Origin of the sequence: Flavobacterium sp. (assembly GCF_036782315.1) — a bacterium.
Classification (GTDB): Bacteria; Bacteroidota; Bacteroidia; order Flavobacteriales; family Flavobacteriaceae; genus Flavobacterium.
Genome location: NZ_DAIPZK010000008.1, coordinates 52126 through 76444, shown reverse-complemented (window position 1 = coordinate 76444; position 24319 = coordinate 52126). Strand labels below are relative to the sequence as shown.

23 protein-coding genes are annotated in these 24319 nt (G+C 32.4%); 3 read left to right on the top strand and 20 right to left on the bottom strand.

All coding sequences use genetic code 11. The annotated features are described in order from the left end of the window. Nucleotide 1 precedes the first annotated feature (1 nt). The 4 genes from V7P59_RS08415 to rpsF all read right to left on the bottom strand — a co-directional run bounded on the left by V7P59_RS08415 (nt 2) and on the right by rpsF (nt 1683). Nucleotides 2-475, bottom strand: a complete 474-nt coding sequence (locus V7P59_RS08415; protein WP_333809714.1) for a DUF6495 family protein — start codon at nt 473-475, stop codon at nt 2-4. A 60-nt stretch (nt 476-535) separates the two neighbouring features. Then, nucleotides 536-979 carry a 50S ribosomal protein L9 gene (gene rplI, locus V7P59_RS08410; RefSeq protein ID WP_333809713.1) on the bottom strand — a complete coding sequence of 148 codons (444 nt, stop codon included), beginning with the start codon at nt 977-979 and terminating at the stop codon, nt 536-538. Nucleotides 980-1042: 63 nt separating this feature from the next. After that, nucleotides 1043-1339, bottom strand: a complete 297-nt coding sequence (gene rpsR / locus V7P59_RS08405) for a 30S ribosomal protein S18 (RefSeq protein WP_008253655.1) — start codon at nt 1337-1339, stop codon at nt 1043-1045. Nucleotides 1340-1341: 2 nt separating this feature from the next. Further along, nucleotides 1342-1683, bottom strand: a complete 342-nt coding sequence (rpsF, locus tag V7P59_RS08400) for a 30S ribosomal protein S6 (protein WP_333809712.1) — start codon at nt 1681-1683, stop codon at nt 1342-1344. 151 nt (nt 1684-1834) lie between these two features. On the opposite strand from rpsF, the gene V7P59_RS08395 reads away from it, so the two are divergent. Continuing rightward, nucleotides 1835-2530 (top strand): LytR/AlgR family response regulator transcription factor, encoded by a 696-nt coding sequence (locus V7P59_RS08395; protein WP_111565617.1) that lies wholly within the window; start codon nt 1835-1837, stop codon nt 2528-2530. Here V7P59_RS08395 and priA read toward each other — a convergent pair. From priA to sucC, 5 genes are all read right to left on the bottom strand, one after another. Further along, entirely contained in the window at nt 2527-4977 is a 2451-nt protein-coding gene (gene priA, locus V7P59_RS08390) for a replication restart helicase PriA (RefSeq protein ID WP_333809711.1), read from the bottom strand. The genes V7P59_RS08395 and priA overlap by 4 nt on opposite strands. Before the next feature lie 148 nt (nt 4978-5125). Beyond that, nucleotides 5126-5689, bottom strand: coding sequence for a chalcone isomerase family protein (locus tag V7P59_RS08385; RefSeq protein WP_333809710.1), 564 nt, complete (start codon nt 5687-5689; stop codon nt 5126-5128). Nucleotides 5690-5709: 20 nt separating this feature from the next. Next, a complete protein-coding gene (locus V7P59_RS08380) occupies nt 5710-6633 on the bottom strand; it encodes a YihY/virulence factor BrkB family protein (protein ID WP_333809709.1) in 924 nt (307 codons plus the stop codon). 3 nt (nt 6634-6636) lie between these two features. After that, the gene (gene nadC / locus V7P59_RS08375; protein ID WP_333809708.1) at nt 6637-7494 is read right to left on the bottom strand and encodes a carboxylating nicotinate-nucleotide diphosphorylase; all 858 of its coding nucleotides are present in this window, start codon (nt 7492-7494) and stop codon (nt 6637-6639) included. Between the two features lie 122 nt (nt 7495-7616). Next, a complete protein-coding gene (sucC, locus tag V7P59_RS08370; RefSeq protein WP_333809707.1) occupies nt 7617-8810 on the bottom strand; it encodes an ADP-forming succinate--CoA ligase subunit beta in 1194 nt (397 codons plus the stop codon). Nucleotides 8811-9044: 234 nt separating this feature from the next. On the opposite strand from sucC, the gene lysA reads away from it, so the two are divergent. Next, the gene (gene lysA / locus V7P59_RS08365) at nt 9045-10250 is read left to right on the top strand and encodes a diaminopimelate decarboxylase (protein ID WP_333809706.1); all 1206 of its coding nucleotides are present in this window, start codon (nt 9045-9047) and stop codon (nt 10248-10250) included. Between the two features lie 58 nt (nt 10251-10308). Here lysA and V7P59_RS08360 read toward each other — a convergent pair whose 3' ends face one another. The 8 genes from V7P59_RS08360 to V7P59_RS08325 form a co-directional block, all read right to left on the bottom strand. Then, nucleotides 10309-10926, bottom strand: coding sequence for a hypothetical protein (locus V7P59_RS08360; RefSeq protein WP_333809705.1), 618 nt, complete (start codon nt 10924-10926; stop codon nt 10309-10311). Nucleotides 10927-10929: 3 nt separating this feature from the next. After that, nucleotides 10930-12540 carry an alkaline phosphatase PafA gene (pafA, locus tag V7P59_RS08355; RefSeq protein WP_333809704.1) on the bottom strand — a complete coding sequence of 537 codons (1611 nt, stop codon included), beginning with the start codon at nt 12538-12540 and terminating at the stop codon, nt 10930-10932. A 112-nt stretch (nt 12541-12652) separates the two neighbouring features. Next, nucleotides 12653-13081: a hypothetical protein gene (locus tag V7P59_RS08350; RefSeq protein WP_333809703.1), complete on the bottom strand. Its 429-nt coding sequence runs from the start codon at nt 13079-13081 to the stop codon at nt 12653-12655. A gap of 15 nt (nt 13082-13096) precedes the next feature. Continuing rightward, nucleotides 13097-14041 (bottom strand): NAD(P)H-dependent flavin oxidoreductase, encoded by a 945-nt coding sequence (locus tag V7P59_RS08345; RefSeq protein ID WP_333809702.1) that lies wholly within the window; start codon nt 14039-14041, stop codon nt 13097-13099. Continuing rightward, entirely contained in the window at nt 14041-15663 is a 1623-nt protein-coding gene (locus V7P59_RS08340) for a S8 family serine peptidase (RefSeq protein WP_333809701.1), read from the bottom strand. Before V7P59_RS08340 ends, V7P59_RS08345 begins: the two co-directional genes overlap by 1 nt. A 141-nt stretch (nt 15664-15804) precedes the next feature. Beyond that, nucleotides 15805-16749, bottom strand: a complete 945-nt coding sequence (locus V7P59_RS08335) for a calcium/sodium antiporter (RefSeq protein WP_333809700.1) — start codon at nt 16747-16749, stop codon at nt 15805-15807. 12 nt (nt 16750-16761) lie between these two features. Continuing rightward, complete coding sequence (gene mnmA, locus V7P59_RS08330; protein ID WP_333809699.1) at nt 16762-17949, bottom strand: tRNA 2-thiouridine(34) synthase MnmA; 1188 nt, start codon at nt 17947-17949, stop codon at nt 16762-16764. Then, complete coding sequence (locus V7P59_RS08325; RefSeq protein WP_333809698.1) at nt 17950-18714, bottom strand: toxin-antitoxin system YwqK family antitoxin; 765 nt, start codon at nt 18712-18714, stop codon at nt 17950-17952. Between the two features lie 184 nt (nt 18715-18898). Here V7P59_RS08325 and V7P59_RS08320 point away from each other — a divergent pair, with 184 nt between their 5' ends. Then, nucleotides 18899-19843 carry a fasciclin domain-containing protein gene (locus V7P59_RS08320; RefSeq protein WP_333809697.1) on the top strand — a complete coding sequence of 315 codons (945 nt, stop codon included), beginning with the start codon at nt 18899-18901 and terminating at the stop codon, nt 19841-19843. A 56-nt stretch (nt 19844-19899) separates the two neighbouring features. Here V7P59_RS08320 and proC read toward each other — a convergent pair whose 3' ends face one another. From proC to V7P59_RS08305, 3 genes are read right to left on the bottom strand one after another with little or no spacing between them, the layout of a single operon-like run. Continuing rightward, the gene (proC, locus tag V7P59_RS08315; RefSeq protein WP_333809696.1) at nt 19900-20700 is read right to left on the bottom strand and encodes a pyrroline-5-carboxylate reductase; all 801 of its coding nucleotides are present in this window, start codon (nt 20698-20700) and stop codon (nt 19900-19902) included. A 58-nt stretch (nt 20701-20758) separates the two neighbouring features. Next, nucleotides 20759-22648 carry a membrane protein insertase YidC gene (yidC, locus tag V7P59_RS08310; protein ID WP_333809695.1) on the bottom strand — a complete coding sequence of 630 codons (1890 nt, stop codon included), beginning with the start codon at nt 22646-22648 and terminating at the stop codon, nt 20759-20761. Nucleotides 22649-22700: 52 nt separating this feature from the next. After that, nucleotides 22701-24314, bottom strand: coding sequence for a CTP synthase (locus V7P59_RS08305; protein WP_333809694.1), 1614 nt, complete (start codon nt 24312-24314; stop codon nt 22701-22703). Nucleotides 24315-24319 lie beyond the last annotated feature (5 nt).

Below are 24319 nucleotides of genomic sequence, written 5' to 3'. Positions count from 1 at the left end.
ATTATGGATTGATTAGGCTTTCTAATTTTGTAAATAATTCTCCTTTGCTGATAATTCCTCCTTGTTTAATAATCTCAAACAATGATTCATTACGGTTAGTTGCTATATCTTTTCTGCCACGTGTAATCTCCACATCATCAGAAAAAAGATTTTCTGATAACCAATTAATCCCATCTGCGGAAACAAAATCAATTTCTGGATTATTTGTTTTAATCACAAAGGAATACACAACCTCTGGCAAACACTTGAAAAGGAAGATATAGTTTTTAGAAAAATGATCAATGTGTGTTACATTAGTCAACGCTTTTTCCCAAATTAAATCGGAAAAAACATCAATTTCTTGTTCAGCTACATGAGGGCGATTTTTTTTAATATCATCCCATTCGATTTTATCAATGGATTGTGTAGCTAAAAAGTTAATAAATTCAGGATGCAATTCTTCTAATTGCTCTTTAGTTAATCTTGCGTATTTCATAAAGTAAATATAAAAAAAAAGCCCCGAAAAAATCGGAGCTAATTTATTATTTTAGAAAAATTAAGCTTTTTCGCCTACGATTTCATATGGTAATTCTACGATAACATCTCTGTGTAATCTAACTGTAGCAGTATATTTACCTACACGTTTAACAACACCACTAGTGATGAATTTTTTATCGATAGAATGTCCGTTAGCTTCTAATGCTTCCACGATGTTAGCACTAGTAACTGAACCAAACAATTTATCACCACCTGCTTTAGCAGTAATTTTAATTTCTAAAGCTTTTAAAGCCTCAGCTAACGATTTTGCATCTGCAACAATTTTAGCTTCTTTGTGAGCTTTTTGCTTTAAGTTTTCAGCTAATACTTTTTTAGCTGAAGGAGTTGCTAAAATAGCAAAACCTTGTGGAATTAAATAGTTACGACCGTATCCGTTTTTCACAGTTACTACATCGTCTTTAAATCCTAAATTTTGAACGTCTTGTTTTAAGATAAGTTCCATGTTGTTGTCCTTTTTAGTAGAAGTTAGCCCGCCCAAAGCGAGGCAACAACTATTTGTTAATTATTATTTTAATAAATCGGCCACGTATGGCATTAAAGCTAAGTGACGAGCTCTTTTAACAGCTACAGAAACTTTTCTTTGGTATTTTAACGAAGTACCTGTTAAACGTCTTGGTAAAATTTTACCTTGCTCGTTAACGAATTTTAATAAAAAGTCTGCGTCTTTATAATCGATATATTTAATACCTGATTTTTTGAAACGACAGTATTTTTTAGTTTTGTTTGTATCTATATTTAAAGGCGTAAGATATCTGATATCTCCGTCTTTTTTTCCTTTTGCAGATTGCTCTAAAGTAGACATAATTAGTTAGTTTTAGATTTTAATTTAGCTCTTCTTCTTTCTGCCCATGCTACAGCGTGTTTGTCTAAAGTCACAGTTAAGAAACGCATTACACGCTCGTCACGACGGAATTCAGTTTCAAATGCTGCAATAATGTTAGCAGGTGCTTTGAATTCGAATAAGTGGTAAAATCCACTTTTCTTGTGTTGAATTTCGTAAGCTAATTTTTTTAAGCCCCAATCTTCTTTCGATACCATCTCAGCCCCTTTAGAAGTAAGAAAATCTTCAAACTTGCTTACTGTTTCCTTTACCTGTTGCTCAGATAAAACGGGATTCAAGATGAAAACAGTTTCATAATGATTCATAATCTTTATATTTATTGTTATAAAATTGGGTGCAAAAATAATACTTTTATTTAAAATAACAAGTATAACATGTTATTAATTTTTATTAAAAAAACTTGTGTATTTGTAATAATTGTTCTACTTTTAACAAACTATAAAAAAATATATGCCCATGAAGTTGAATTGTATCGTTGTTGATGATAGTGCTATTCAAAGAATTACCATCACAAAATTAGTTAACGAATCAACATTATTAAACTTAGTAGGAGATTTTGCCAATGCTCTAGAGGCAAAGAATTGCATTAACAACAATACAATCGATCTTATCTTTTTAGACATCGAAATGCCACTAATAAATGGTTTTGACTTATTAGACGGATTAAAAACTAAACCTCAAATTATATTCATTACTTCAAAAGCGGACTATGCAGTAAAAGCCTTTGATTATGAAGCAACTGATTTTCTTCAAAAACCTATTTCAAAAGAACGTTTTAATAAAGCGGTAAAAAAAGCAACTGAACTTCACGCATTACGTTACGAAAACCATGAGGAACATGGCGAAAGTATTGTAATCAAAAGTAATTTAAAGAAACTAAAGGTATATGTTTCTAAAATTAAATGGATTGAAGCATATGGCGATTACATTAAAGTAGTAACTGATGATGAAAGTCATTTAGTATTATCAACCATGAAAGGTTTTGAAAAAGAGCTTCCAGAAGGTAAATTTATACGTGTACACAAATCGTACATTATTAATTTAGACCGAGTGGAGAAATTCAATAGTAAGTTTGCCGAAATTGGAAATACTAAAATTCCTTTGAGTCGAAATAAAAAAGAAGAAATTGTAAAAGCAATTGAAAACGCTTAATATACATCAACATCCACTTTGGTCTTAATAGAACGATATTGCGGAACTGCTTCAAAACTCATGAGCACTTTCGCAATATTTTTTTTAGTATTACCCAAATGCTTCTGAACCGGAATTTTAACCATAATCGTGCGAATATATTCATTTCGGATTCTATTAATCGCTGGCTCTTCTGGTCCTAAAACTGGCATATCTAAATTTTGAGACAACACATTATACAACCACATAGAACCTTCTTTCAATTTATCAAAATCACGATGTTTTAATGTAAGTTTAACCAATCTAAAGAATGGCGGATATTTAAAATTCTGGCGTTCGTAAATTTGCTCTCTATACATTCCTATATAATCATTACCTAAAACTTGTTGAATGGTATTATGATATGGATTATACGTTTGAATAACCACTTTCCCTTTTTTCTCCGAACGTCCTGCCCTGCCCGAAACTTGCATCATCATTTGATACGCTCTTTCGTAAGCCCTGAAATTGGGCTGATTCAACAAATTATCAGCATTTAGAATTCCAACCAAAGTTACATTATCAAAATCTAAACCTTTGGCTAACATTTGCGTTCCTACCAAAACATCGATTTCTCTATTTTTGAAAGAATCGATAATTTTTTCGAAGCCAAACTTTCCTCGAGTCGTATCTTGATCCATTCGTCCAATATTTTTCTCTGGGAAAAGGGCTTTCAATTCCATTTCAATTTGTTCAGTTCCGAAACCTTTAGTAGTTAAATCAACTGATTGACAACTATGACAATGTGTAGGATTTGCAATTGAATGACCACAATAATGACAACGCAATTGATTTTTGAATTTGTAATACGTTAAGCTCACATCGCAACTTGGACAATGTGGCACATGACCACACGTCATACATTCCACATAAGGAGAAAATCCTCTTCTGTTTTGAAATAAAATAACTTGTTCGCCTTTTGATAAGGTTTCCGTAATTGCTTCTAATAATTCATCTGAAAAATGTCCCGACATTTTCTTTCTGAAATATTTATCTTTCAAATCGACCAATTGAATTTCGGGTAAAACAACATTCCCAAAGCGTACTTTCAATTCAGTTAAACCGTATTTTTTTGACTGCACATTATAATAGGTTTCCAAAGATGGCGTAGCACTTCCTAAAACTACTTTAGCTCCGTGTTGTTTGGCTAAAACTATAGCCGCATCACGGGCGTGATATCTTGGAGCTGGATCTTGTTGTTTAAAGGTTTGCTCGTGTTCCTCATCTACAATAATGCATCCTAAATTAGAAAAAGGAAGAAACAAAGCGCTTCGAACTCCAATAACTACTTTTGCTTTTGACGAATTTTCTAAGACTTGATTCCAAACTTCAATACGCTCGTTATTAGTATATTTCGAATGAAAAACCGCCACTTCATTTCCGAAATAAGCTGTTAATCGTTGCACCAATTGAGTGGTTAGAGCGATTTCTGGCAATAAAAACAATACTTGCTTTCCTTCCTTAATATATTGCTCTAATAGTTTGATATAAATTTCGGTTTTACCTGAAGCGGTAACTCCGTGTAATAAATTTACATCAAAAGTTTTAAAATTTTCTTGAATGCTATCGAATGCTACTTGTTGGGCTTCACTTAAAGTAAACTGACTATCGTCTTCTTTATTGAAAGTAACTCTATCTTGTGCAATGTAATACTCTTCAAAAATTGTTTTATCTACCAATGATTTTACAATTGCTACAGAACTTCCTGACGTTTCAATTAGTTTTTTTACAGAAATTGGGGTTTTTTCTCGTGCCTGTAATTGAAAATAATGCAGAACTAACTCGCGTTGCTTTTTGGCTTTGAACAAAACTTCTAATAATTCAGCCAATCGTTCTTGTTGCAGAAATTCTTGTTGCAATCTGATATAGCGAACTAATTTTGGTTTGTATTGCTCCGAAATTTCTTCTTGCAATACTAATGCGCCTTTTGCTAATAGTCGATTGATGATTGGAAAAACCGTTTTCTTTCCTAAAATTTTTATTACTTCTTGAACTGATATTGAAGATTGACTTTTTAAAGCTTCTAAAATTAGATATTCATCATCTTTGAGTTCATCAGAATTGATTTCGACATTTTCTTTTGCCGAAATAATCGTTTCACTTTCCAAAATGTATCCTGAAGGCAATGCACTCCTAAACACTTCGCCTAGCGAACACATATAATAGGAAGCAATCCATTTCCAATGCTCAATTTGATGTTTATTTACAACAGGTTTTTCATCTAAAATTTGATGAATTTCTTTGGCTTCGTATAATTGAGGTGGCGTATTTGTTTTATTTAACACCAAAGCAGTATAAATCTTAGTTTTACCAAATGGAACTGCCACTCGCATTCCAATTTGAATGTAGTGAAATTCCGCTTCCGAAACCTGATAGGTAAAAGTTTTGGAAACTGCTAACGGCAAAACAACTTCGATAAAATACAGCATAGAACAAATATAGTTGGAAAAAGAGAATAGAGAAAAGAAAAAAGAGAAAAGATGTTTGAAAGATGGATTTTGGAAACTCGAAGATAGAAGTTTTATTTACAAAAAAGCGTCCTCAATTGAGAACGCTTAGTTTTTTATTTAGTTGGAATTATTTTCCTAACATTTCATCTTTTAATCCTTTATCAGCTGGCTTGTCGCATAACCAAATTCCGAATAAGGCTTTTTTGAAATCGTGTCCGTCAATACTCCCTTTTTTAGTTCCATTTTTATAAACCACTACACCATCTTCTGGATTGTAAATGATAACAAATACATCCCCTTTTTTAATTTCTTCTTTGAAGAAACCTTTAAATTTATCAATTTTTGCTTTTAAAGGTGCTGTCTTTTTTCCTGTAGAATTTTCAAAACCTTCGTTAATAGCAGAAACCATTTTATCAGAAGTAATTAAACCCGATACAATGTTTAATTTGATAGCTGCTGCATCTTTACTGTTGATAATCTCATTTGCATTTGAACTCTTTTTCTCTAAGTACAATGCTCCAACATACATATCCATAAACATTTTAACACGAGTTCCAGCTCCGTTAAGAACTAAATTTTGACCTTCTAAATTTAATTTAGAATCAACTTTTACTCCTGAAACTGTTTGTTGTGCATTTACTGTAAAAACAGTTACCATAAGCATCAAAAATGTAATCACTTGTTTTCTCATAATCTAATTTTTTAGTTTGGTTAAATATATAAATTTTTTCTTTTCAATTTGGAAATTGTTGCATTTAGTTCAAATCCTAATAACAACACCATGCAATTTATCCAGATATAAAACATTAAAACAAGAAGTGTACCAATTGAACCATACAATTCATTGTACTTAGCAAATTTAGTTACGTAAATTCCGAAAATATAAGAAGAAAGAATAATTAAAACAGTTGTAAAAACCGCACCATAGCTAATAAAAGCCATACTTGAAGTTTCTTTTGCTCCGTATTTATACAATATAGAGGTTGTAATTAAAATCATTAAAAGAATAAACCCATATCTACTCCACTCAATCACAGAAACATCCGCTACATAACCTCGAATATTGATTTTTTGAATCATTACCTCAGCAATAACAATAGCTGCAACAGTAATTAATAAAATCATGGACAACACTAACGATAAAGCTAAAGAAACAAAATATTGTCTAAAAAAACCTCTTGTAATAGTGATATGAGCAGACATTTCAAATCCACCTAAAATGGCATTAACTCCATTAGTCATTAACAAAATAGAAAGTATAAAACCAGAAGAAAGCAAACCTTGATGACTAGTTCCCATAATATCTTTTAATATCATTTCGATTGCATCATAGGTATTCGGTGGAACTCCTTCTTCTACAAACTCTAAAAAGTCGGCTTGAAAATTTTCTAATGGAATAAAAGGAATTAAATTCAAAATAAATAAAGCAAAGGGAAATAATGCCATGAAGAAACTAAACGCAATTGCACTTGCTCTGTACGAAAAAGCACCTTTAAAAATTCCTAAAACATATAGTTCCAAAATATCATAAAGTGATAACCCTTCTAAAGATTTCAACTTTATGGCTTTTGTAAGCGAAACTACTTGCTTTACAACAGGAATTTTATTGAGTTTATTTTCTATTTCTTCCGACATATATTAAATCGCTTTTAAACTTAAATCCATATTATAAACCGAATGTGTCAAAGCCCCAGATGAAATAAAATCAACGCCACATTCCGCATAATGACGAATGGTTTTTTCATTGATATTTCCCGAAGATTCCGTTAAACATTGGTTTCCAATCATAGCCACTGCTTTCTTAGTAGTTTCGTAATCGAAATTATCTAAAAGTATTCTGTAAACCCCACCAGCATCTAATATTTGTTGTACTTCGTCTAAATTTCTGGCTTCAACTATGATTTTTAAATCTTTATTATTGTCTATTAAATATTGCTTAGTTTTAGCAATTGCTTGTGGAATTCCTCCAGCAAAGTCAATATGATTATCTTTCAACATAATCATATCGTACAACGCAAAACGATGATTTTCACCACCTCCAATTTTCACAGCCCACTTTTCAATAGCACGAATACCTGGTGTTGTTTTTCTAGTATCTAAAACTTTAGTTTTAGTTCCATTAACTAAATCAACAAACATTTTAGTTTTTGTTGCTATAGAACTCATTCGTTGCATTGAATTCAAAACCAAACGCTCTGCTTTCAAAATTGATTGCGAACTTCCTGAAACATGAAAAACAACATCACCATGTTTTACTCTTTCACCATCATTGATAAACGTTTCCACTTTCATTTCTTTATCAACAAAGTTAAATATCATTTTGGCAAATGCTACACCCGCAATAATTCCTTCATCTTTAACTAATAACTTTGCTTTTCCTTGCGCTGATGATGGAATACAAGCTAACGAACTATGATCGCCATCACCCACATCTTCACGAATGGCATTACTTATTATTAATTCTAATTCTTTTTGAAATTGAACTTCTGAAATCATGGTATATAAATTGAATTGCTAATGTAAGAAATCCTTTGAAGTTTAAAAAATATTGAGCCTTTAAAAACAAAAAACTCCCAGACAAATCTGAGAGTTCCTTTATGATTTAATTTTAAATTCGATTAAGATAAAGCTGCTTTTACTTGATCAGCTGCTTCTTGGAATTGAACTGCAGATAAAATTGGCATACCTGAATTATCAATTAATTCTTTAGCAATTTCTGCATTTGTTCCTTGTAAACGTACAATGATTGGCACTTGAATAGCGTCGCCCATGTTTTTGTAAGCATCTACAACACCTTGAGCCACACGATCACAACGAACGATACCTCCAAAAATGTTAATTAAAATAGCTTTTACGTTTGGATCTTTTAAGATAATACGGAAAGCTGTTTCAACACGTTTCGCATCAGCAGTTCCTCCTACATCTAAGAAGTTTGCTGGTTCAAAACCTGCATATTTAATTAAATCCATTGTAGCCATTGCTAAACCAGCTCCGTTTACCATACAACCTACAGTTCCATCTAAATCTACGTAGTTTAATCCTACTTCTTTAGCTTCAACTTCAATTGGATTTTCTTCTCTTACATCACGCATTTCAGCATATTTTGGTTGTCTGAATAAAGCGTTATCGTCGATGTTTACTTTAGCATCAACTGCTAAGATTTTATTGTCAGATGTTTTTAATACTGGGTTGATTTCAAACATAGATGAATCAGAACCGATATACGCTTTGTATAAAGCATCGATAAATTTCACCATTTCTTTGAAAGCTTCACCAGATAAACCTAAATTAAAAGCAATTTTTCTAGCTTGGAAACCTTGTAATCCGTAAGCAGGATCGATTTCTTCAGTGAAGATTAAGTGTGGTGTATGCTCAGCCACTTCTTCGATATCCATTCCACCTTCAGTAGAATACATAATCATATTACGACCAGTAGCTCTGTTTAATAATACAGAAACATAAAATTCAGAAGTTTCACTTTCACCAGGATAATATACGTCTTCAGCAATTAATACTTTGTGAACTGTTTTTCCTTCTGGTGGAGTTTGTGGTGTAACTAACTGCATTCCGATGATTTGCTCAGAAATTTCAGTTACTTGGTCTAAGTTTTTAGCTAACTTAACTCCTCCACCTTTTCCTCTACCTCCAGCATGGATTTGCGCTTTTACTACGTACCAACTTGTACCTGTTTCAGCAGTTAATTGTTTTGCTGCAGCTACCGCTTCAACTGGATTGTTTGCAACAATACCGCGTTGAACACGTACTCCATAACTAGCTAGGATTTCTTTACCCTGATATTCGTGTATGTTCATAATTGTTATGCGTTTATCTTGTTTAAAAAAGTGCCACAAAAATAGCAAAGTAATTTTTAATGGACTAACTTTTTTTCGTTTTATTTGGGAATTTGATATACATATTCTTATAGTATTTTGAACCCTAAAAAGTCAAATGTTGCAAATAAAACATTTTGTTATTTTTTGTTAATAATTGTTGTAAAAATTGTAAAGCTTAAATATTGATTTACTTTTGCATCAAATTAAAAAATAATGAAACCAGAGGTATTACAACAATTAGCAACAGAATTTGGGAGTCCGTTATACGTATACGATGCGGAAAAAATTGCCATTCAATACAATCGATTACAAAACGCCTTTAACAAAGTAGAACGTTTTAAAATACATTATGCAGTTAAAGCTTTATCGAATGTTTCTGTTTTGAAATACTTAAAAAGTTTAGGCTCTGGATTGGATACGGTTTCTTTACAAGAAGTGCAATTAGGTTTACATGCTGGTGTTGAACCAAGAGACATCATTTATACACCAAATGGCGTTTCGATGGAAGAAATTGAAGAAGTAGCGCAATTAGGGGTTCAAATCAACATTGATAATTTATCGATATTGGAGCAATTTGGAACAAAACATCCGAATGTTCCTGTTTGTATTCGAATTAATCCTCATGTAATGGCAGGCGGAAATGCGAATATTTCGGTGGGACATATTGATAGTAAATTCGGTATTTCGATTCATCAATTGCCTCATATTTTGAGAATTATTGAAAACACGAAAATGCACATCAATGGAATTCACATGCATACGGGTTCGGATATTTTAGATGTGGAAGTGTTCTTATACGCTGCCGAAATTTTATTCGACACGGCTAAAAATTTCCCCGAATTAGATTTTATCGATTTTGGAAGCGGATTCAAAGTGCCATATAAAAAAGGAGATATCGAAACTAATGTAGAAGAATTTGGAAGAAAATTAACGAAACGCTTTTTAGCTTTCGAAAAAGAATATGGTCGCCCATTAACTTTAGCTTTTGAACCTGGAAAATTCTTGGTAAGCGAAGCTGGTTATTTCTTAGCGAAAGTAAACGTGGTAAAACAAACCACCTCAACCGTTTTTGCAGGAATTGACTCAGGATTCAACCATCTGATTCGTCCAATGTTATATGGTGCGCAACATCATATTGAAAATATATCTAACCCAAAAGGAAAAGAGCGTTACTACTCGGTAGTAGGCTATATCTGCGAAACCGACACTTTTGCGAGCAATCGTAGAATTACTGAAATTCACGAAGGTGATATCTTATGTTTTAGAAACGCAGGTGCTTATTGCTTTTCAATGGCTTCGAATTACAACTCACGACTAAAACCAGCCGAAGTGCTCTGGAAAGACGGAAAAGGACAGTTAATCCGAGAACGCGAAACGTTTGATGATATTTTGAGAAATCAAGTGATGATTGAAGTATAAACACGAATTTCACGAATTAGCACGAATAAAAAAGCATCAAATTTTAGTTTGATGCTTTCTATTTTATTACTTGACAAGTTACTTCATAAGGTTCATTTGGAAATCCGTAAAGAATCATAATTTCAGAATCAACATATTTAATTGGTATTTGAATATCTACATAAATATCATCATAAAATGAAAGAAATAGTGTTTCATTAAATCTCTCTAATAGAATTCTGCTTCCTGTTCTATTCATGTCTTTATTGAGTTCTTGAATTACTTGTGAATCTAATATTTCATTAAAAACAATAATTTTTTTATTATTATTCCAAGAAAAATCGAATTTTAAAAGTTGTATTTCTTCTTCTGATAAATCAGTTTGAGTTGGAAACAATCTCTCATAATCTAATTCAAATATGCATTCTGTTGAAGTGGATGATTCATCAAAATTATTAACAGTTCTTTTAATTCCTTTTCTAAATAATCTAATTCTATTTAGATTCAGAAATTTAAAATCTTTTTCATCTAGCTTTTCATTCCAAAGCTGATTTCTCTCTTTATGAAGGAATAAATCATCACTTTTCTCTAATGAAAAATGAAGAATATTATCATTATCAAATTCAATTAAATCTGTTTTACCGTAATGACTTCCAGTTTTAACAAACAACCAAGTTCCATTTAAATTTGCCTCCATGGTTTACTTACTCAAAACCTCCAACAAAACCTTACCATCAGAACTATTTGGCATGGTAATTTTCAGCATTTGGGTAACTGTTGGAGCAATTTGTGTGATTTCTTTTCTATCGTGGGTTTGTCCTTTTTTGATGTTCCAACCAAAGAAAATTAACGGAACGTGTGTGTCATACGAATAAGCTGAGCCATGTGTTGTTCCGGTTGAAGAATATTCTACATAGCCTGGTTTTAAAATCATGATTAGTTCTCCGTTTTGTGTTGGGTCATAGCCTTTTGTAATGAAGTCTAGATAATAATCACTTGGATTTCCGTTGGTGATTTCTTCTTCGGTATAAACACGTTTGATGTAGTCTTGTTTGTGTAAATAATCCTTGAAAGTTTGTTTTACTTCTTGTAAATTCAAGCCTTTTGTTTTTACTTTGGTTTTATCAAAAAACACATTGTAATTAGAGTAATTCAAAAGCAAATCTTCGCCATATGTCATTTCCGAAAACTCTTTTAACTCTTTTTGAATGTTTTTGTAATTGATGTTATCAACTTTGTATTTATTATCTTTTAAATACGTAACGTTTTCCGCTCCAGCGTGATCTGCCGTTAAAAAAACCAAGTAATTTCCTTTTCCAACTGTTTTATCCAAATAAGTCAAGAAATCAGCGATGGTTTCGTCTAAACGCAAATACGTATCTTGTAATTCGATAGAACGAGGACCTAAAACATGTCCGATGTAATCTGTTGAAGAAAAACTTACTGCTAAGAAATCGGTGATATTGTCTTTTCCTAAATTTTCACTTTCGATAGTTTTTTTAGCAAAATCAGCTAACAAATTATTACCAAAAGGTGTTGAACGTAATACTCCAGCATCATTAGCATCGTACATGTCTTTTAAATTGTACGGCATAAATGGTGCTTTTTTGTACAATTTCCCTTCGTATGGATTGTTATCAGTTAAACTTTCGTTGTAGGTTTCTTTTGGTTTTAGTAATTCCCAATTCTTACTTAGATACTTCAAATAATTTTTCTCAGCATTGAATTGCGTTGCCCAATCGGGAAGTTTTTCACCATAATAGGTACTCGAGATAAACGCTCCCGTTTTACTGTACCAAAATGCCCAATCTGCAAAATGTCCTGCTGGCAAAATAGCTCCTCTGTCTTTAATACTGATTCCGATTACTTTACCTTTGAAGTTAGTTGACAGCTTTAATTCATCTGTTATAGTTGTACTTTGCAAGTTTCTAGGTGACATTTTTCCTTCTTTCTCAGAATCATCACCAATTGTTGAAACCGTTGCATCATCTGTACAATACATTTCTTTTCCTGTAGCTTTATTAAACCACTCGTTACCTACAATTCCATGAACTGCAGGCGTTGTTCCTGTATAAATAGAAGCATGTCCTGGACCAGTATAAGTTGGCATGTAGTTATAATGAACATTATGAAATGTATAACCTTCTTTCATTAATCGTTTAAAACCATTTTCTGAAAAATCGCTAGAAAAACGATACAAGTATTCCATTTTCATTTGGTCTACAACAATTCCTACTACTAATTTGGGTTTATCTTGTGCTGTTCCTAAAAAAGAAACTAGAATGACTAATAAGGCTAAGACTTTTTTCATTTTAAAACTATTTTATACAAAAGTACGTTTTTGGTGCAAATTGAATGTTAATAAATAAAAAAATGACTTTCTATTGCATTCAATAAAAAGTCATTCAAATTTTATATGAAAATTATTTCTTCTTTGTGGGTTTATCTTCTAACACCGTCATATTATAAGCAATAATCATATCTTGATAGGTAATGTATAACTGATTTCGGTTACCTTGTTTTTTTCGGGTATAAATAGATAATATGCACTCTACTCCATTATTATCTACACAATTAAAAGTAACTACATCATCGTCACCTTTAGCTACTTGTTCACCATATTTCATAATAGAAAATAATTGAATTACTTCAGAATACACCACAATTCTATGGTTTTCCATGTCTAAAAGCACAATCATTTCACTTTTTTGGAGTTTTGACCAATCGCCCCATTTCCCTTTATTATCTTTATTGCTCACCATAAAACTCGAAGTTTTAAAACGGTATTTTTGAGCGTAAGTAGTTGCCGAAGCAAAAAATATAATTAATAGTAAATATCTAAATATTTTCATTTGTATTGTTTTGGATTAAAATTCAAAGGTTGTTACCTCTTTTTTAGCTAAGTTAAATTCAGAAATGATGTTATCAACAATAGTTTGAACTGGTAAAATATCGTGGATTAATCCAGCGATTTGACCAATTTCCAATTCGCCTTCAACTAAATCGCCTTCAAACATACCTCTTTTTGCTCTTCTTTTTCCCAGCAAATTCTCTAAATCTTCTTTTGATGGAGATTTTGTGTATAATTCCTGAACATCATGATAGAATTTATTTTTTATCAAACGGACAGGGGCTAATTCTTTTAATGTTAACTGCGTATCACCTTCACCTGTTTCTACAATCGTTCTTTTGAATTCATCATGAGCCGAACTTTCAGTTGAAGCAGCAAAACGGCTTCCTATTTGAACACCATCAGCACCTAAAGTCATTGCTGCTAACATACCTCTACCTGTTGCAATTCCACCAGCGGCAATTAATGGTATCGAAATTTGTTCGCGCACCATTGGAATTAATGTCAAAGTTGTGGTTTCCTCTCTTCCATTATGACCTCCAGCTTCAAAACCTTCTGCTACAACAGCATCTACTCCAGCTTCTTGTGCTTTTAAAGCAAATTTTGAGCTACTAACTACATGTACAACTGTTATGCCATTTTCTTTTAGAAACGGTGTCCAAGTTTTTGGATTTCCTGCTGATGTAAAAACAATTTTTACACCTTCTTCTTTTAGAATTTGCATGATTTCTTCAATGTTCGGATATAACATTGGAACATTTACTCCGAAAGGTTTATCGGTTGCTTTTTTACATTTTTGAATGTGTTCTCTTAACACTTCTGGATACATGGATCCAGCACCAATTAAACCTAAACCACCAGCGTTACTTACCGCACTTGCTAATTTGTAACCACTGTTCCAAATCATTCCGCCTTGAATAATAGGATATTTTATGTTAAAGAGTTGGGTAATTTTATTCATTATAATTTCAGTACTTTTCCTTGAGATGTTTTATTTTTAGTTTTCAATTGGTAAAAATACAACCCTGATGCCAAATTATCTAACGATATTGTTGAATTTGTATCAGAAATTGAAAACGATACCACTTGTTGCCCAATATTATTGAACAATACAAATTGACTTGGAGTTTCTGAATTAGGAATTATAATCGTAAGTCTGTCTTGCACTGGATTTGGATATAACAAAACAAGATCATTTTCATAATTGTTAGTTGATAAAGCATTTGTAAGAGCCAATTGAAAATCGGGCACGCCATATCCTTTATAAATTGTAGGATTATTATACAAATCAGCTGATTGCTTCACAAATTGAACAATTTGTGTGTTTGTCATATTAGGAACAGCTGACCAAAACGTAGTCACCATTCCAGCTAAAATAGGACTTGAAAAAGATGTTCCGTTAGCCGTTGTGATGGTTCCTGATGAAGTGCTAACTGTTGCTCCACTACCTTTTGCACAAACATCGGGTTTAACTCTTCCATCAAAAGAAGGTCCAATTGAACTAAAAGAAACATAATTTTCAGAAGCATCTACTGCACCAACAGTCAATGTTGTTATTGCATCTGCAGGAGTTGCAATATGAGGATTTGCCGAATTTCCTGAATTCCCGGCACTTGTAACACAAATCATTCCTTTTGAAAATGCTTTATCAGCACCTCTTGCTGCAAAGGTTTTGATACCATTCATATCGGAATACGAATAAGAATAATTAGGATTATCATATTCAAAGTAACCCAAAGAGGTATTAATAACGTCAACTCCTAAGCTATCAGCCATTTCAGCTGCTTCTACCCAATAGGATTCTTCAACAGGATTTTCTGAATTTACATCTTCTGTAATAAATAGATAGTATTGTGCATCTGGAGCGGTTCCCACTAATTGATTGTCAACATAACCTGCCATACAAGATAAAACTGAAGTTCCATGAGAATTTCTGGTGTATATCGACGTATTTCTGTCGGGGAAATTATAACCTCCTAAAATTAAGTTATTATCTCGTAATCTTTGAAAAGGTGCGGCAGTGTTAACTCCTGGAAAGCCAGCATCCATAATGGCTACTATTTTACCTTGACCCGTAAAATTTTGTTGGTGTAACAAATGACCATTTAACATTTGAATTTGATTTGCCGAACCTCCATAATTAAAATTGACTAAAGCTTCTAATTGTTTATTTACCGATTTAAGTTCTTTTGATTTATTAGCATTGTTACTATTTCTAGAATTCAAACTAGCATTTGCAAACTGTATATGGCTAACAAACGATAAATTGGTTAGCAATTGAATATTAGCTTGAGTTCCTCTTACATGAAGTGCATTCAACCATTTTGATTTTGCCATAACGGTAATTCCAGTGGAAGCGGCTACCTGGTTAATATATGTTTGAGCTATGGGAACATCTGAATTATCTAACGAAATTCCTTGTGAAGTTCTCCTGTCTAATGCTCTCTGAGTCAACATTTGTAAAGGATTGGCTAAATAGTAAGAAGCATCGGGTTTATCATTAAAATATACCCAAGCATCTTCTTGTGCTTGAACAAAAAAAACATTTAGGAAAACAAAAAGAAGAAGTATTTTTTTTATCATAATTGAAAAGCAAAATTTTAATTAAAAAGTTAAAAACTTACCCATTTAGGAGTATGTTAATACCTAATCTAAAATTAGTATTTGATTAAGATAACTTTCTAATAATGATGATTTCAAATATAATAAAAATGATAGAATATTCTAAAAAATAGTAGAATAAACAAAGACACAATACATTAATAACAAAATAATTCCTTCTTTAAAACTAAGACTATTGCGCGTAGGTAAAAAAACAAGCGGTAGTAAAACAAATACAAACCCTAACATCCAATAAATATCTTGATCTAAGATTCTAATATCAATTTTATCAATTGGTTTGATTAGAACAGTTAAACCTAAAACACTTAAAATATTAAATATATTAGATCCAATTATGTTTCCAATCGAAATAGCACTCTCTTTTTTCAGTGAAGCTATTACAGAAGATGCTAATTCTGGAATACTTGTTCCAACAGACACTACAGTAATAGCTATAATTCGTTTACTTACTCCTAAATTTTCTGCAAGATTAACAGCTCCGTTTACTAATAATTCTGAACCTAACCAAAGTCCAACACTCCCTAATATAAGAAAGAAAAAAATCGTTTTATAAGATAGTTTCTCGACATTTTCTAAATCGGGGTGAATTTCGTCTACTTCAATTTTAGTATTTGTTTTAATTAAATAAAGCAAATAAAGAATTAAAATTATGACAAAAATAAATCCTTCGGTTCTACTTAAAACGCCATCGATAATTAGAAAGAAAAACAACAAAATAGTAGCTATCATAGCTACTGGCCAATCTGATTTTAAAAAAGAACTTTCTAAATTAATTGCATTTATTAGTAGTATGATTCCTAGAACAAGTCCAATATTAGCAATGTTTGAACCCACAATATTCCCTAAAGCAATATCAGAATAACCTGCTAGAGCCGCTTTGATACTTACAATCATTTCAGGTGCAGATGTGGCAAAAGAAACTATTGTTAAACCAACAATAATCTTTGAAATATTGAATTTAAGAGATAAACCAACTGCTGATTTTAATAACCAGTTTCCTCCTAAAACTAATAAAGCTAATCCTGAAATGATGTAGAAAAAATTCATGAAATCAAAATATTACGCAATAACACCACTTCCTAAAATTTCATCATTCCAATGCCAAGCCACAAATTGTCCTTCTGTAATGGCAGATTGCGGGTGCTCAAATACTACATACATGCCGTCTTTGAATTGATGTAAAGTCGCTTTTTGTAAAGGTTGACGGTAACGAATTCTTGCCATTACTTCCATTTTTTCACCTTCTTTCAAGGCTAAATCTTCTCTTATCCAATGTATTTCATCATTTGCAATAAATAGTGCTTTTTTAAACAAACCTGGATGTTGGTTTCCTTGCCCTGTATATACAATATTCTTTTCAACATCGATTTCAATAATAAATAAAGGTTCTTTTGTTCCTCCAACATTTAAACCTTTACGTTGTCCTTTTGTAAAGTAATGAGCACCTTGATGTTTGCCCATAACTTTTCCTGGCACTTTTAAATAATCAATTCTTCTTGATTCGAATGCAAATTCTTCTTCTTCAGATGTAAATGAAGGTTTTTCTTGATTATATATATCAGCTTCGGCTGGAATTTCAATAATTACACCCTCTTTTGGTTGTAATTTTTGTTGCAAAAATTCAGGTAAACGTACTTTTCCGATAAAGCAAAGCCCTTGCGAATCTTTCTTTTCTGCTGTAATTAAATCTAATTTGGCTGCAATTTCCCGAACTTCTGGCTTTGTTAATTCACCAATTGGAAACAATGCTTTGGAAAGTTGCTCTTGTGATAATTGGCAAAGAAAATACGATTGATCTTTATTGTTGTCTTTACCTGCTAACAATTGATACACTTCTTTTCCGTCTTTTATGATGGTTCCTTTTCTGCAATAATGTCCAGTTGCCACATAATCAGCTCCTAATGACATAGCAATTTTCATAAAAACATCAAACTTAATTTCTCGGTTACACAATACGTCAGGATTTGGAGTTCTTCCTTTTTCGTATTCATTGAACATGTAATCAACTATCTTCTCTTTATATTGTTCTGATAAATCAACTGTTTGGAAAGGAATTCCCAATTTTTCGGCTACTAATAAAGCATCATTACTATCTTCTAACCACGGACACTCATTAGATATTGTAACGGAATCATCGTGCCAATTTTTCATGAATAGTCCAATGACTTCGTATCCTTGTTCTTTCAACAAATAAGCAGCTACACTTGAATCTACCCCTCCTGAAAGTCCTACTACTACACGTTTCATTTATTCTTGTCCTCCTTTTTCTTGTTTCAATTGTTCGAGCGTTTTTGATACTTCTTTAGTATTTCGTTGCTCGTATTTTATTAACTCTTGGCTAAATTTAGCCGCTTTTACTTCTTTGATTACTTTGTTCTTTTCAAAAAATTTCCATGTTCCTACGCGCTTTCCATTAACATAATTTCCTTCATACATTTTATTTCCTAAACCATCATAATAAGAAGCTACGCCTTCATATTGTCCGTTTTTATAAACATGAGCTTCTAAAAGTTGTCCTTTTTCAGAATAGGTTTTCGAATTTCCTTCTTTTATACCGTTTTTATAATTGGTTTCTTCTGCTACAGTTCCGTCTTTGTAAAAAACTTTTCTAACACCATCTAATTTCCCATTTTTATAGAATTCTTGCGACATTAACTGTTTCGATTCAAAATGATAATATTTCCATTCGCCTTCTGGAAGTTTATTCAACAAAATACCTTCGCTCACTTTATTTCCTTTTTGATCAAAAAAAACAGCATAACATGAACCGTCTCCCTTTGAAAAATCTCTAGTTGCAATTACTGTTCCTGCTTTTGTATCGTCATAATACTTAAAAATTCCCGTTTCTTTTCCATGATTAAAAGTTCCTTCATAACGTAAACGATTCGATTCTTTATAAGTTCCTTTCCACAAACCATGACGATTACCTTTGTCATCCATTTGATTAATTTTATCTTGAGCATTTAACACTAAAGAACTAAAAAGCACAATCAGAAAAAATATTTGTTTCATTTTTAAATATTGTTTAATTATTTTCTTATTTCATTACCAACAACAACCAATATAATAACCTTTTTTTTATTTTAATTAGTTAAACAAAAAATAAATGTGAGTTAAATCTGCTATATAACGGTAAAAAATAGTTTTTTATTTGTTTAATCTTTTTTAATTTTGATTAAACAAAAAATAAATCCCTATGAAAAACTATGCAAAATTAATCAAATTAACTTTAATAGTAGTAAGTTCTGCTATTATGTTTTCGTGTTCTGATGATGACAGTAACAACAATGATGGCAACACTATAATAGCTGTAGCATCAAACAACCCAAATTTATCTATTTTAGTTAGTGCTCTTGAAAGAGCTGATTTATCATTAGATCGTAATGGATCGTTCACCGTTTTTGCCCCCACAAATGACGCTTTTATTCAATTTTTGAATGACAATAATTTTGAATCTTTAAACGATGTACCTATTCCAACATTAAGACAAGTTCTTTTAAACCATATGGTAACAGGGGTTAACATGTCAACAGATCTTTCAACAGGATATATCAAAACTCTTGCCAAAGGTAACGCTTCGTCAACTAATACTTTAAGCATGTTTGTTAATACAGCTTCAGGTGTTCGTCTTAATGGAGTAGCAAACGTAATTGCTGCTGATGTAATGGCCTCAAATGGAGTTGTTCATGTAGTTGATGCTGTAATTGGATTACCTACAATTGTAACTCATGCAATTGCTAACCCAAATTTTTCAACTTTAGTTGGAGCGTTAACTAGTCCAGGTCAACCTAACTTCGTAGGAATTTTATCTGGAACAACTAATTCTCCTTTCACTGTTTTTGCTCCTTCAAATACAGCTTTTACCACATTTGAAACTCAAAACCCTGGAGTTCTTGGCAGTTTGACTAGTGCTCAATTAACAGCTGTTTTGAGTTATCATGTAGTTGCGGGTGCGAATGTGTTATCAAACAATATTCCTACTGGACCTATTACAACTTTTGAAACAGGAACTTTTACTATCAATGGAACTACTATAACTGATGAAAGATCAAGACAAACAAATATAGTGGCAGTAGATGTTCAAGCTACAAATGGCGTGATTCATGTAATTAATAACGTTATACTACCAAACTTTAATTAATTCGTTTCTATAAATAAAATTGCTATGTAAAAACGCTTTCTTAGGGAAGCGTTTTTTTACGCTCCTAATTCAATAGCTCTTAGATTTGCTGATTCAATTCCTTTTACTACAATTTCTTTAAGCTCTTTTTGATTAAAAACTGATAAAGCTGCTTCGGTTGTTCCGCCTTTTGAAGCAACACGATGAATCCATGCTTCGTTTGAGAATTTACTTCTATTTTGTAATTGTACCGAACCAGAAAAAGTCTGACTCACCAAAAACTCAGCTTCAGATGGAGAAAAACCTAATTTAATAGCCGATTCAATCATGGCTTGCATAAAATAAAACACATAAGCTGGCCCACTTCCTGAAACAGCAGTTGCTGCATTTAGCATATCTTCTCTTTCGATGTAAATCGATTTACCAGTAGTGTTAATTAAATTCTGAACTATAAAAAGTTCTTTTCTATCCACAGCATTTGAAGTGCAAAAAACGGTCATTCCTTCGCCAATTTGTGTTGGAATGTTTGGCATTGAACGAACTATTTTGGTAACTCCTAATTTCTTCTGCATGGTTTCAATTGAAATTCCAGCCATAACGGATAAAACAACATGTTCTGAATTCAAAAAAGGTTTTATTACTGACGCTAATTGTTTAAAGTCTTGAGGTTTTACTGCTAATATTAAAATATCTGATTCGAAGATTTTAGGATTAGGTTGAGTATAAAAATTAGCTAGATTGATTCCGAAAGAATCTTTTTCTTCAACTGTTATTTTATTTAAAACTAAAATATCCGATGCTCCTACAAAGCCCGAACTCATAAAACTATTGGCATAGGTTTGACCCATATTACCAAATCCTATAATTGCTATTTTCATTACTTGTATAAAAAAGAAACCCTGTCATTTGCAGACAGGGTTTATATAAAGATAAATTTTATTTTTTCTTTTGTTGCGCGGCTTTTTGAGCTTCTGCTTGCTCCATCATTTCACGCATTTTTCTTTGGAATTTAGTTTCCTTTTTCTCCTTAGTTTTATTCTCTTGAATTTGAGCATGGATTTTGTCTTCTTTCACAATGTAATTCTTAATAACCAACATAATTCCAATTGTAATTAAGTTAGAAATGAAGTAATACAAACTCAATCCTGATGCATAATTATTAAAGAAGAATAACATCATTAAAGGTGAAATGTAAATCATAATTTTCATGATTTTACCCATATCAGGCATACCTTCTTGTGGTGGTGTGCTCATTGCTTGATCTCCTGTAGTCATCTTCATGTAAAAGAAAATAGCAACAGAAGCCAAAATTGGGAATAAACTCACGTGGCTTCCATAAAAAGGTATATGGAAAGGTAACTGATAAATGCTATCGTAAGAAGATAAATCATCTGCCCATAAGAATGATTTCTGTCTTAAGTCAAACATCGATGGGAAGAATTGAAACAAAGCATAAAAAACAGGTAATTGCATCAACGCTGGTAAACATCCTGCCATAGGATTTACACCGGCTTTAGAATACAACTTCATTGTTTCTTGTTGCTTCTTCATTGGATTATCTTTGAATTTTTCATTCAATTCTGCAATTTCCGGACGTAACACTTTCATTTTTGCTTGAGACAAATACGACTTATACGTTACTGGCGACATTACAATACGAACTAAAATCGTGAACAAAATAATGGCAAGACCATAACCAACTCCAATACTTGAAATTAATCCAAAAACAGGAATAAAGATGTAACGGTTAATCCAACCAAAAATTCCCCAACCTAATGGCATGATTTCGTCTAGATTTCTTTCGTAACCATTCAAAATTTCATATTTCGCCGGACCATAATACCAATTCATATTATAGTTTAAAGCACCATTTTTAAATTCTAAAGGAACTTGAGCCGTAAAATGTTTTGTAAAAACAGTATCTACTTTTTCATCATCAACTAAATTATCTGATTTAAATTTAGCTGTTTTGAATTTGGTATCCGTTAATAAAATAGATGTAAATAAATGCTGTTTAAAAGCAATATAAGAAACATCTTTAGCTTCATCTTCTGAATCACGAGCTGCATTTAAATAATCATCTTTTCCATCTTCATATTCGAAAACAATTTCAGTGTAACGATTTTCATACGAAACACTTTTCTCGTTTCTATACGTTTTTAATTGCCATTCTAAATCTAATGGTTTTGAAGTATTCACAACTTTTTCTAAACCTTGAGAACGAATAGCAAAATCTAACATATATTCGTTTGGCTTTAATACATAACGATATTCTAAAAACTGATCTGGACCTGCTTTTAATTGTAACGTTAAGACTTGATTTTTGCCTTCAGTAGTTAACTTAGGTTCAAAATACATGTCTTTTGTGTGCAACGTTCTGTTATCTGTAGTGTTTAAAGCAATATCTAAAGATGCATTGTTATCTTTGATAATCTTAACTGCTTTATTGGAGTTTTTCTTAAATTGATCAAATCCTAAAACCGTTGCATCAACGATGTATCCTCCTTTATTAGAAATTTTAAGCGATAAAACTTCATTTTTGATTTCGGTAACAGCATCTGTTGCTGATGGAAGAGTTGCAGAATATCCAAACGAACCTAGTTGTGCTTGCGCTTCAGCAGTTTTTGTAGAATCTGCTACTGGATTTGCAGCTATAGTTGTAGCTTCAGTTTTAACTTCTTTAGCTTGTTTTTCAACTTGCTCTTTTCTCTCTTTTTCCTTTAATTCTTCTGGTGTTGGAGCGTTTGACCAAAGCATCCAAATTAAAATTCCAGAAATTAATACAAATCCGATAATCGAATTAAGGTCTAATTTTTTTTCTTCCATCTACTTATTAGTGTTCAGTCCCGATAGTTATCGGGAGTATTAAGTTAACAACTTATTTATTCTTATGTTGCACAGCGGCCGCAACAAAACTCACAAAAAGTGGGTGCGGATTAGCGACTGTACTTTTATATTCAGGATGGTATTGAACGCCTATAAAGAAAGGATGTGTAGGAATTTCAACAATTTCTACCAACTTCGTATCTGGATTTACTCCCGAAGCTACTAATCCTGCTTTTTCTAATTCGTTTAAATACGCACCATTGAATTCGTAACGGTGACGGTGGCGTTCCATAATCTCAGTTTTACCATAGATTTTTTGTGCCAACGTGTTTTCTTTTATGCTACATTTCCATGCGCCCAAACGCATAGTTCCTCCTTTATTTTCAATATTTTTTTGCTCTTCCATTAAGTTAATTACTGGATGAGCGGTGTTTTCATTCATTTCGGTTGAATTGGCATCAGCGTAACCTAAAATGTTACGTGAATATTCAATTACTGCCATTTGCATTCCTAAACAAATTCCGAAAAACGGAATATTATTTTCTCTTGCATAACGAACCGTATCGATTTTACCTTCAATTCCACGACCGCCAAAACCTGGTGCAACAAGTATACCATCCAAATCTTTCAACTGACTTTCTGCCGAATTGGCATCTAAATACTCCGAATGAATAGAAATGACATTAACTTTTGTCTCATTTGCCGCTCCAGCATGAATAAACGCTTCTAAAATTGATTTGTAAGAATCTTGTAATTCTACATATTTTCCAACCAAACCAATGTTTACTTCGTGCTTAGGATTTTTCAATCTAAATAAGAACTCATTCCAATTGTTTAAATCTGGTGTGTTTTTTTCTGGCAAATCTAATTTTTTCAATGCAACTCTATCTAATCCTTCTTCCAACATTAAATTTGGAACTTCATAAATAGTAGACGCATCAATCGATTGAATTACCGCTTCTTTTTTCACATTGCAGAACAACGCTAATTTCTGACGTAAATCTTGTGATAATTCGTGTTCTGTACGACACACTAAAATATCCGCTTTGATTCCGCTTTCCATTAATGTTTTAACTGAATGTTGCGTTGGTTTCGTTTTCAATTCACCAGCTGCCGCTAAATAAGGCACTAACGTTAAATGAACTACGATTCCGTTATTTTCACCTAATTCCCAAATCAATTGACGTACCGACTCGATGTAAGGCAATGATTCAATATCTCCAACAGTTCCACCAATCTCCGTAATCACAATGTCATAATCACCCGATTTTCCAAGTAACTGCATGCGCTCCTTGATTTCGTTTGTGATATGAGGCACCACTTGAACCGTTTTTCCTAAAAATTCTCCTCTACGCTCTTTTTCAATAACCGAAAGATAAACTCTTCCTGTAGTTACGTTGTTCGCTTGAGAGGTAGGAACGTTTAAAAAACGCTCATAGTGACCTAAATCCAAATCCGTTTCAGCTCCATCGTCTGTTACATAACATTCTCCGTGTTCGTAAGGATTTAATGTTCCTGGATCCACATTGATGTACGGATCAAACTTTTGAATGGTCGTTCGGTATCCTCTGGCTTGCAATAATTTGGCTAACGAAGCTGCGATAATTCCTTTTCCTAATGAAGAAGTCACACCTCCGGTAACAAAAATGTACTTAGTTTGGTTCATTGTGT

Excerpts from the sequence above, each read along its gene's own strand:
- rpsR (WP_008253655.1), bottom strand. The coding sequence starts at position 1,339 with ATGTCTACTTTAGAGCAATCTGCAAAAGGAAAAAAAGACGGAGATATC.
- mnmA (WP_333809699.1), bottom strand. The coding sequence starts at position 17,949 with ATGAAACGTGTAGTAGTAGGACTTTCAGGAGGGGTAGATTCAAGTGTA.
- V7P59_RS08395 (WP_111565617.1), top strand. The coding sequence starts at position 1,835 with ATGAAGTTGAATTGTATCGTTGTTGATGATAGTGCTATTCAAAGAATT.
- V7P59_RS08340 (WP_333809701.1), bottom strand. The coding sequence starts at position 15,663 with ATGATAAAAAAAATACTTCTTCTTTTTGTTTTCCTAAATGTTTTTTTT.
- yidC (WP_333809695.1), bottom strand. The coding sequence starts at position 22,648 with ATGGAAGAAAAAAAATTAGACCTTAATTCGATTATCGGATTTGTATTA.
- priA (WP_333809711.1), bottom strand. The coding sequence starts at position 4,977 with ATGCTGTATTTTATCGAAGTTGTTTTGCCGTTAGCAGTTTCCAAAACT.
- V7P59_RS08380 (WP_333809709.1), bottom strand. The coding sequence starts at position 6,633 with ATGTCGGAAGAAATAGAAAATAAACTCAATAAAATTCCTGTTGTAAAG.
- V7P59_RS08350 (WP_333809703.1), bottom strand. The coding sequence starts at position 13,081 with ATGAAAATATTTAGATATTTACTATTAATTATATTTTTTGCTTCGGCA.
- V7P59_RS08415 (WP_333809714.1), bottom strand. The coding sequence starts at position 475 with ATGAAATACGCAAGATTAACTAAAGAGCAATTAGAAGAATTGCATCCT.
- V7P59_RS08360 (WP_333809705.1), bottom strand. The coding sequence starts at position 10,926 with ATGGAGGCAAATTTAAATGGAACTTGGTTGTTTGTTAAAACTGGAAGT.
- lysA (WP_333809706.1), top strand. The coding sequence starts at position 9,045 with ATGAAACCAGAGGTATTACAACAATTAGCAACAGAATTTGGGAGTCCG.
- V7P59_RS08385 (WP_333809710.1), bottom strand. The coding sequence starts at position 5,689 with ATGAGAAAACAAGTGATTACATTTTTGATGCTTATGGTAACTGTTTTT.
- V7P59_RS08320 (WP_333809697.1), top strand. The coding sequence starts at position 18,899 with ATGAAAAACTATGCAAAATTAATCAAATTAACTTTAATAGTAGTAAGT.
- sucC (WP_333809707.1), bottom strand. The coding sequence starts at position 8,810 with ATGAACATACACGAATATCAGGGTAAAGAAATCCTAGCTAGTTATGGA.
- pafA (WP_333809704.1), bottom strand. The coding sequence starts at position 12,540 with ATGAAAAAAGTCTTAGCCTTATTAGTCATTCTAGTTTCTTTTTTAGGA.
- rpsF (WP_333809712.1), bottom strand. The coding sequence starts at position 1,683 with ATGAATCATTATGAAACTGTTTTCATCTTGAATCCCGTTTTATCTGAG.
- V7P59_RS08335 (WP_333809700.1), bottom strand. The coding sequence starts at position 16,749 with ATGAATTTTTTCTACATCATTTCAGGATTAGCTTTATTAGTTTTAGGA.
- nadC (WP_333809708.1), bottom strand. The coding sequence starts at position 7,494 with ATGATTTCAGAAGTTCAATTTCAAAAAGAATTAGAATTAATAATAAGT.
- proC (WP_333809696.1), bottom strand. The coding sequence starts at position 20,700 with ATGAAAATAGCAATTATAGGATTTGGTAATATGGGTCAAACCTATGCC.
- V7P59_RS08325 (WP_333809698.1), bottom strand. The coding sequence starts at position 18,714 with ATGAAACAAATATTTTTTCTGATTGTGCTTTTTAGTTCTTTAGTGTTA.
- V7P59_RS08305 (WP_333809694.1), bottom strand. The coding sequence starts at position 24,314 with ATGAACCAAACTAAGTACATTTTTGTTACCGGAGGTGTGACTTCTTCA.
- rplI (WP_333809713.1), bottom strand. The coding sequence starts at position 979 with ATGGAACTTATCTTAAAACAAGACGTTCAAAATTTAGGATTTAAAGAC.
- V7P59_RS08345 (WP_333809702.1), bottom strand. The coding sequence starts at position 14,041 with ATGAATAAAATTACCCAACTCTTTAACATAAAATATCCTATTATTCAA.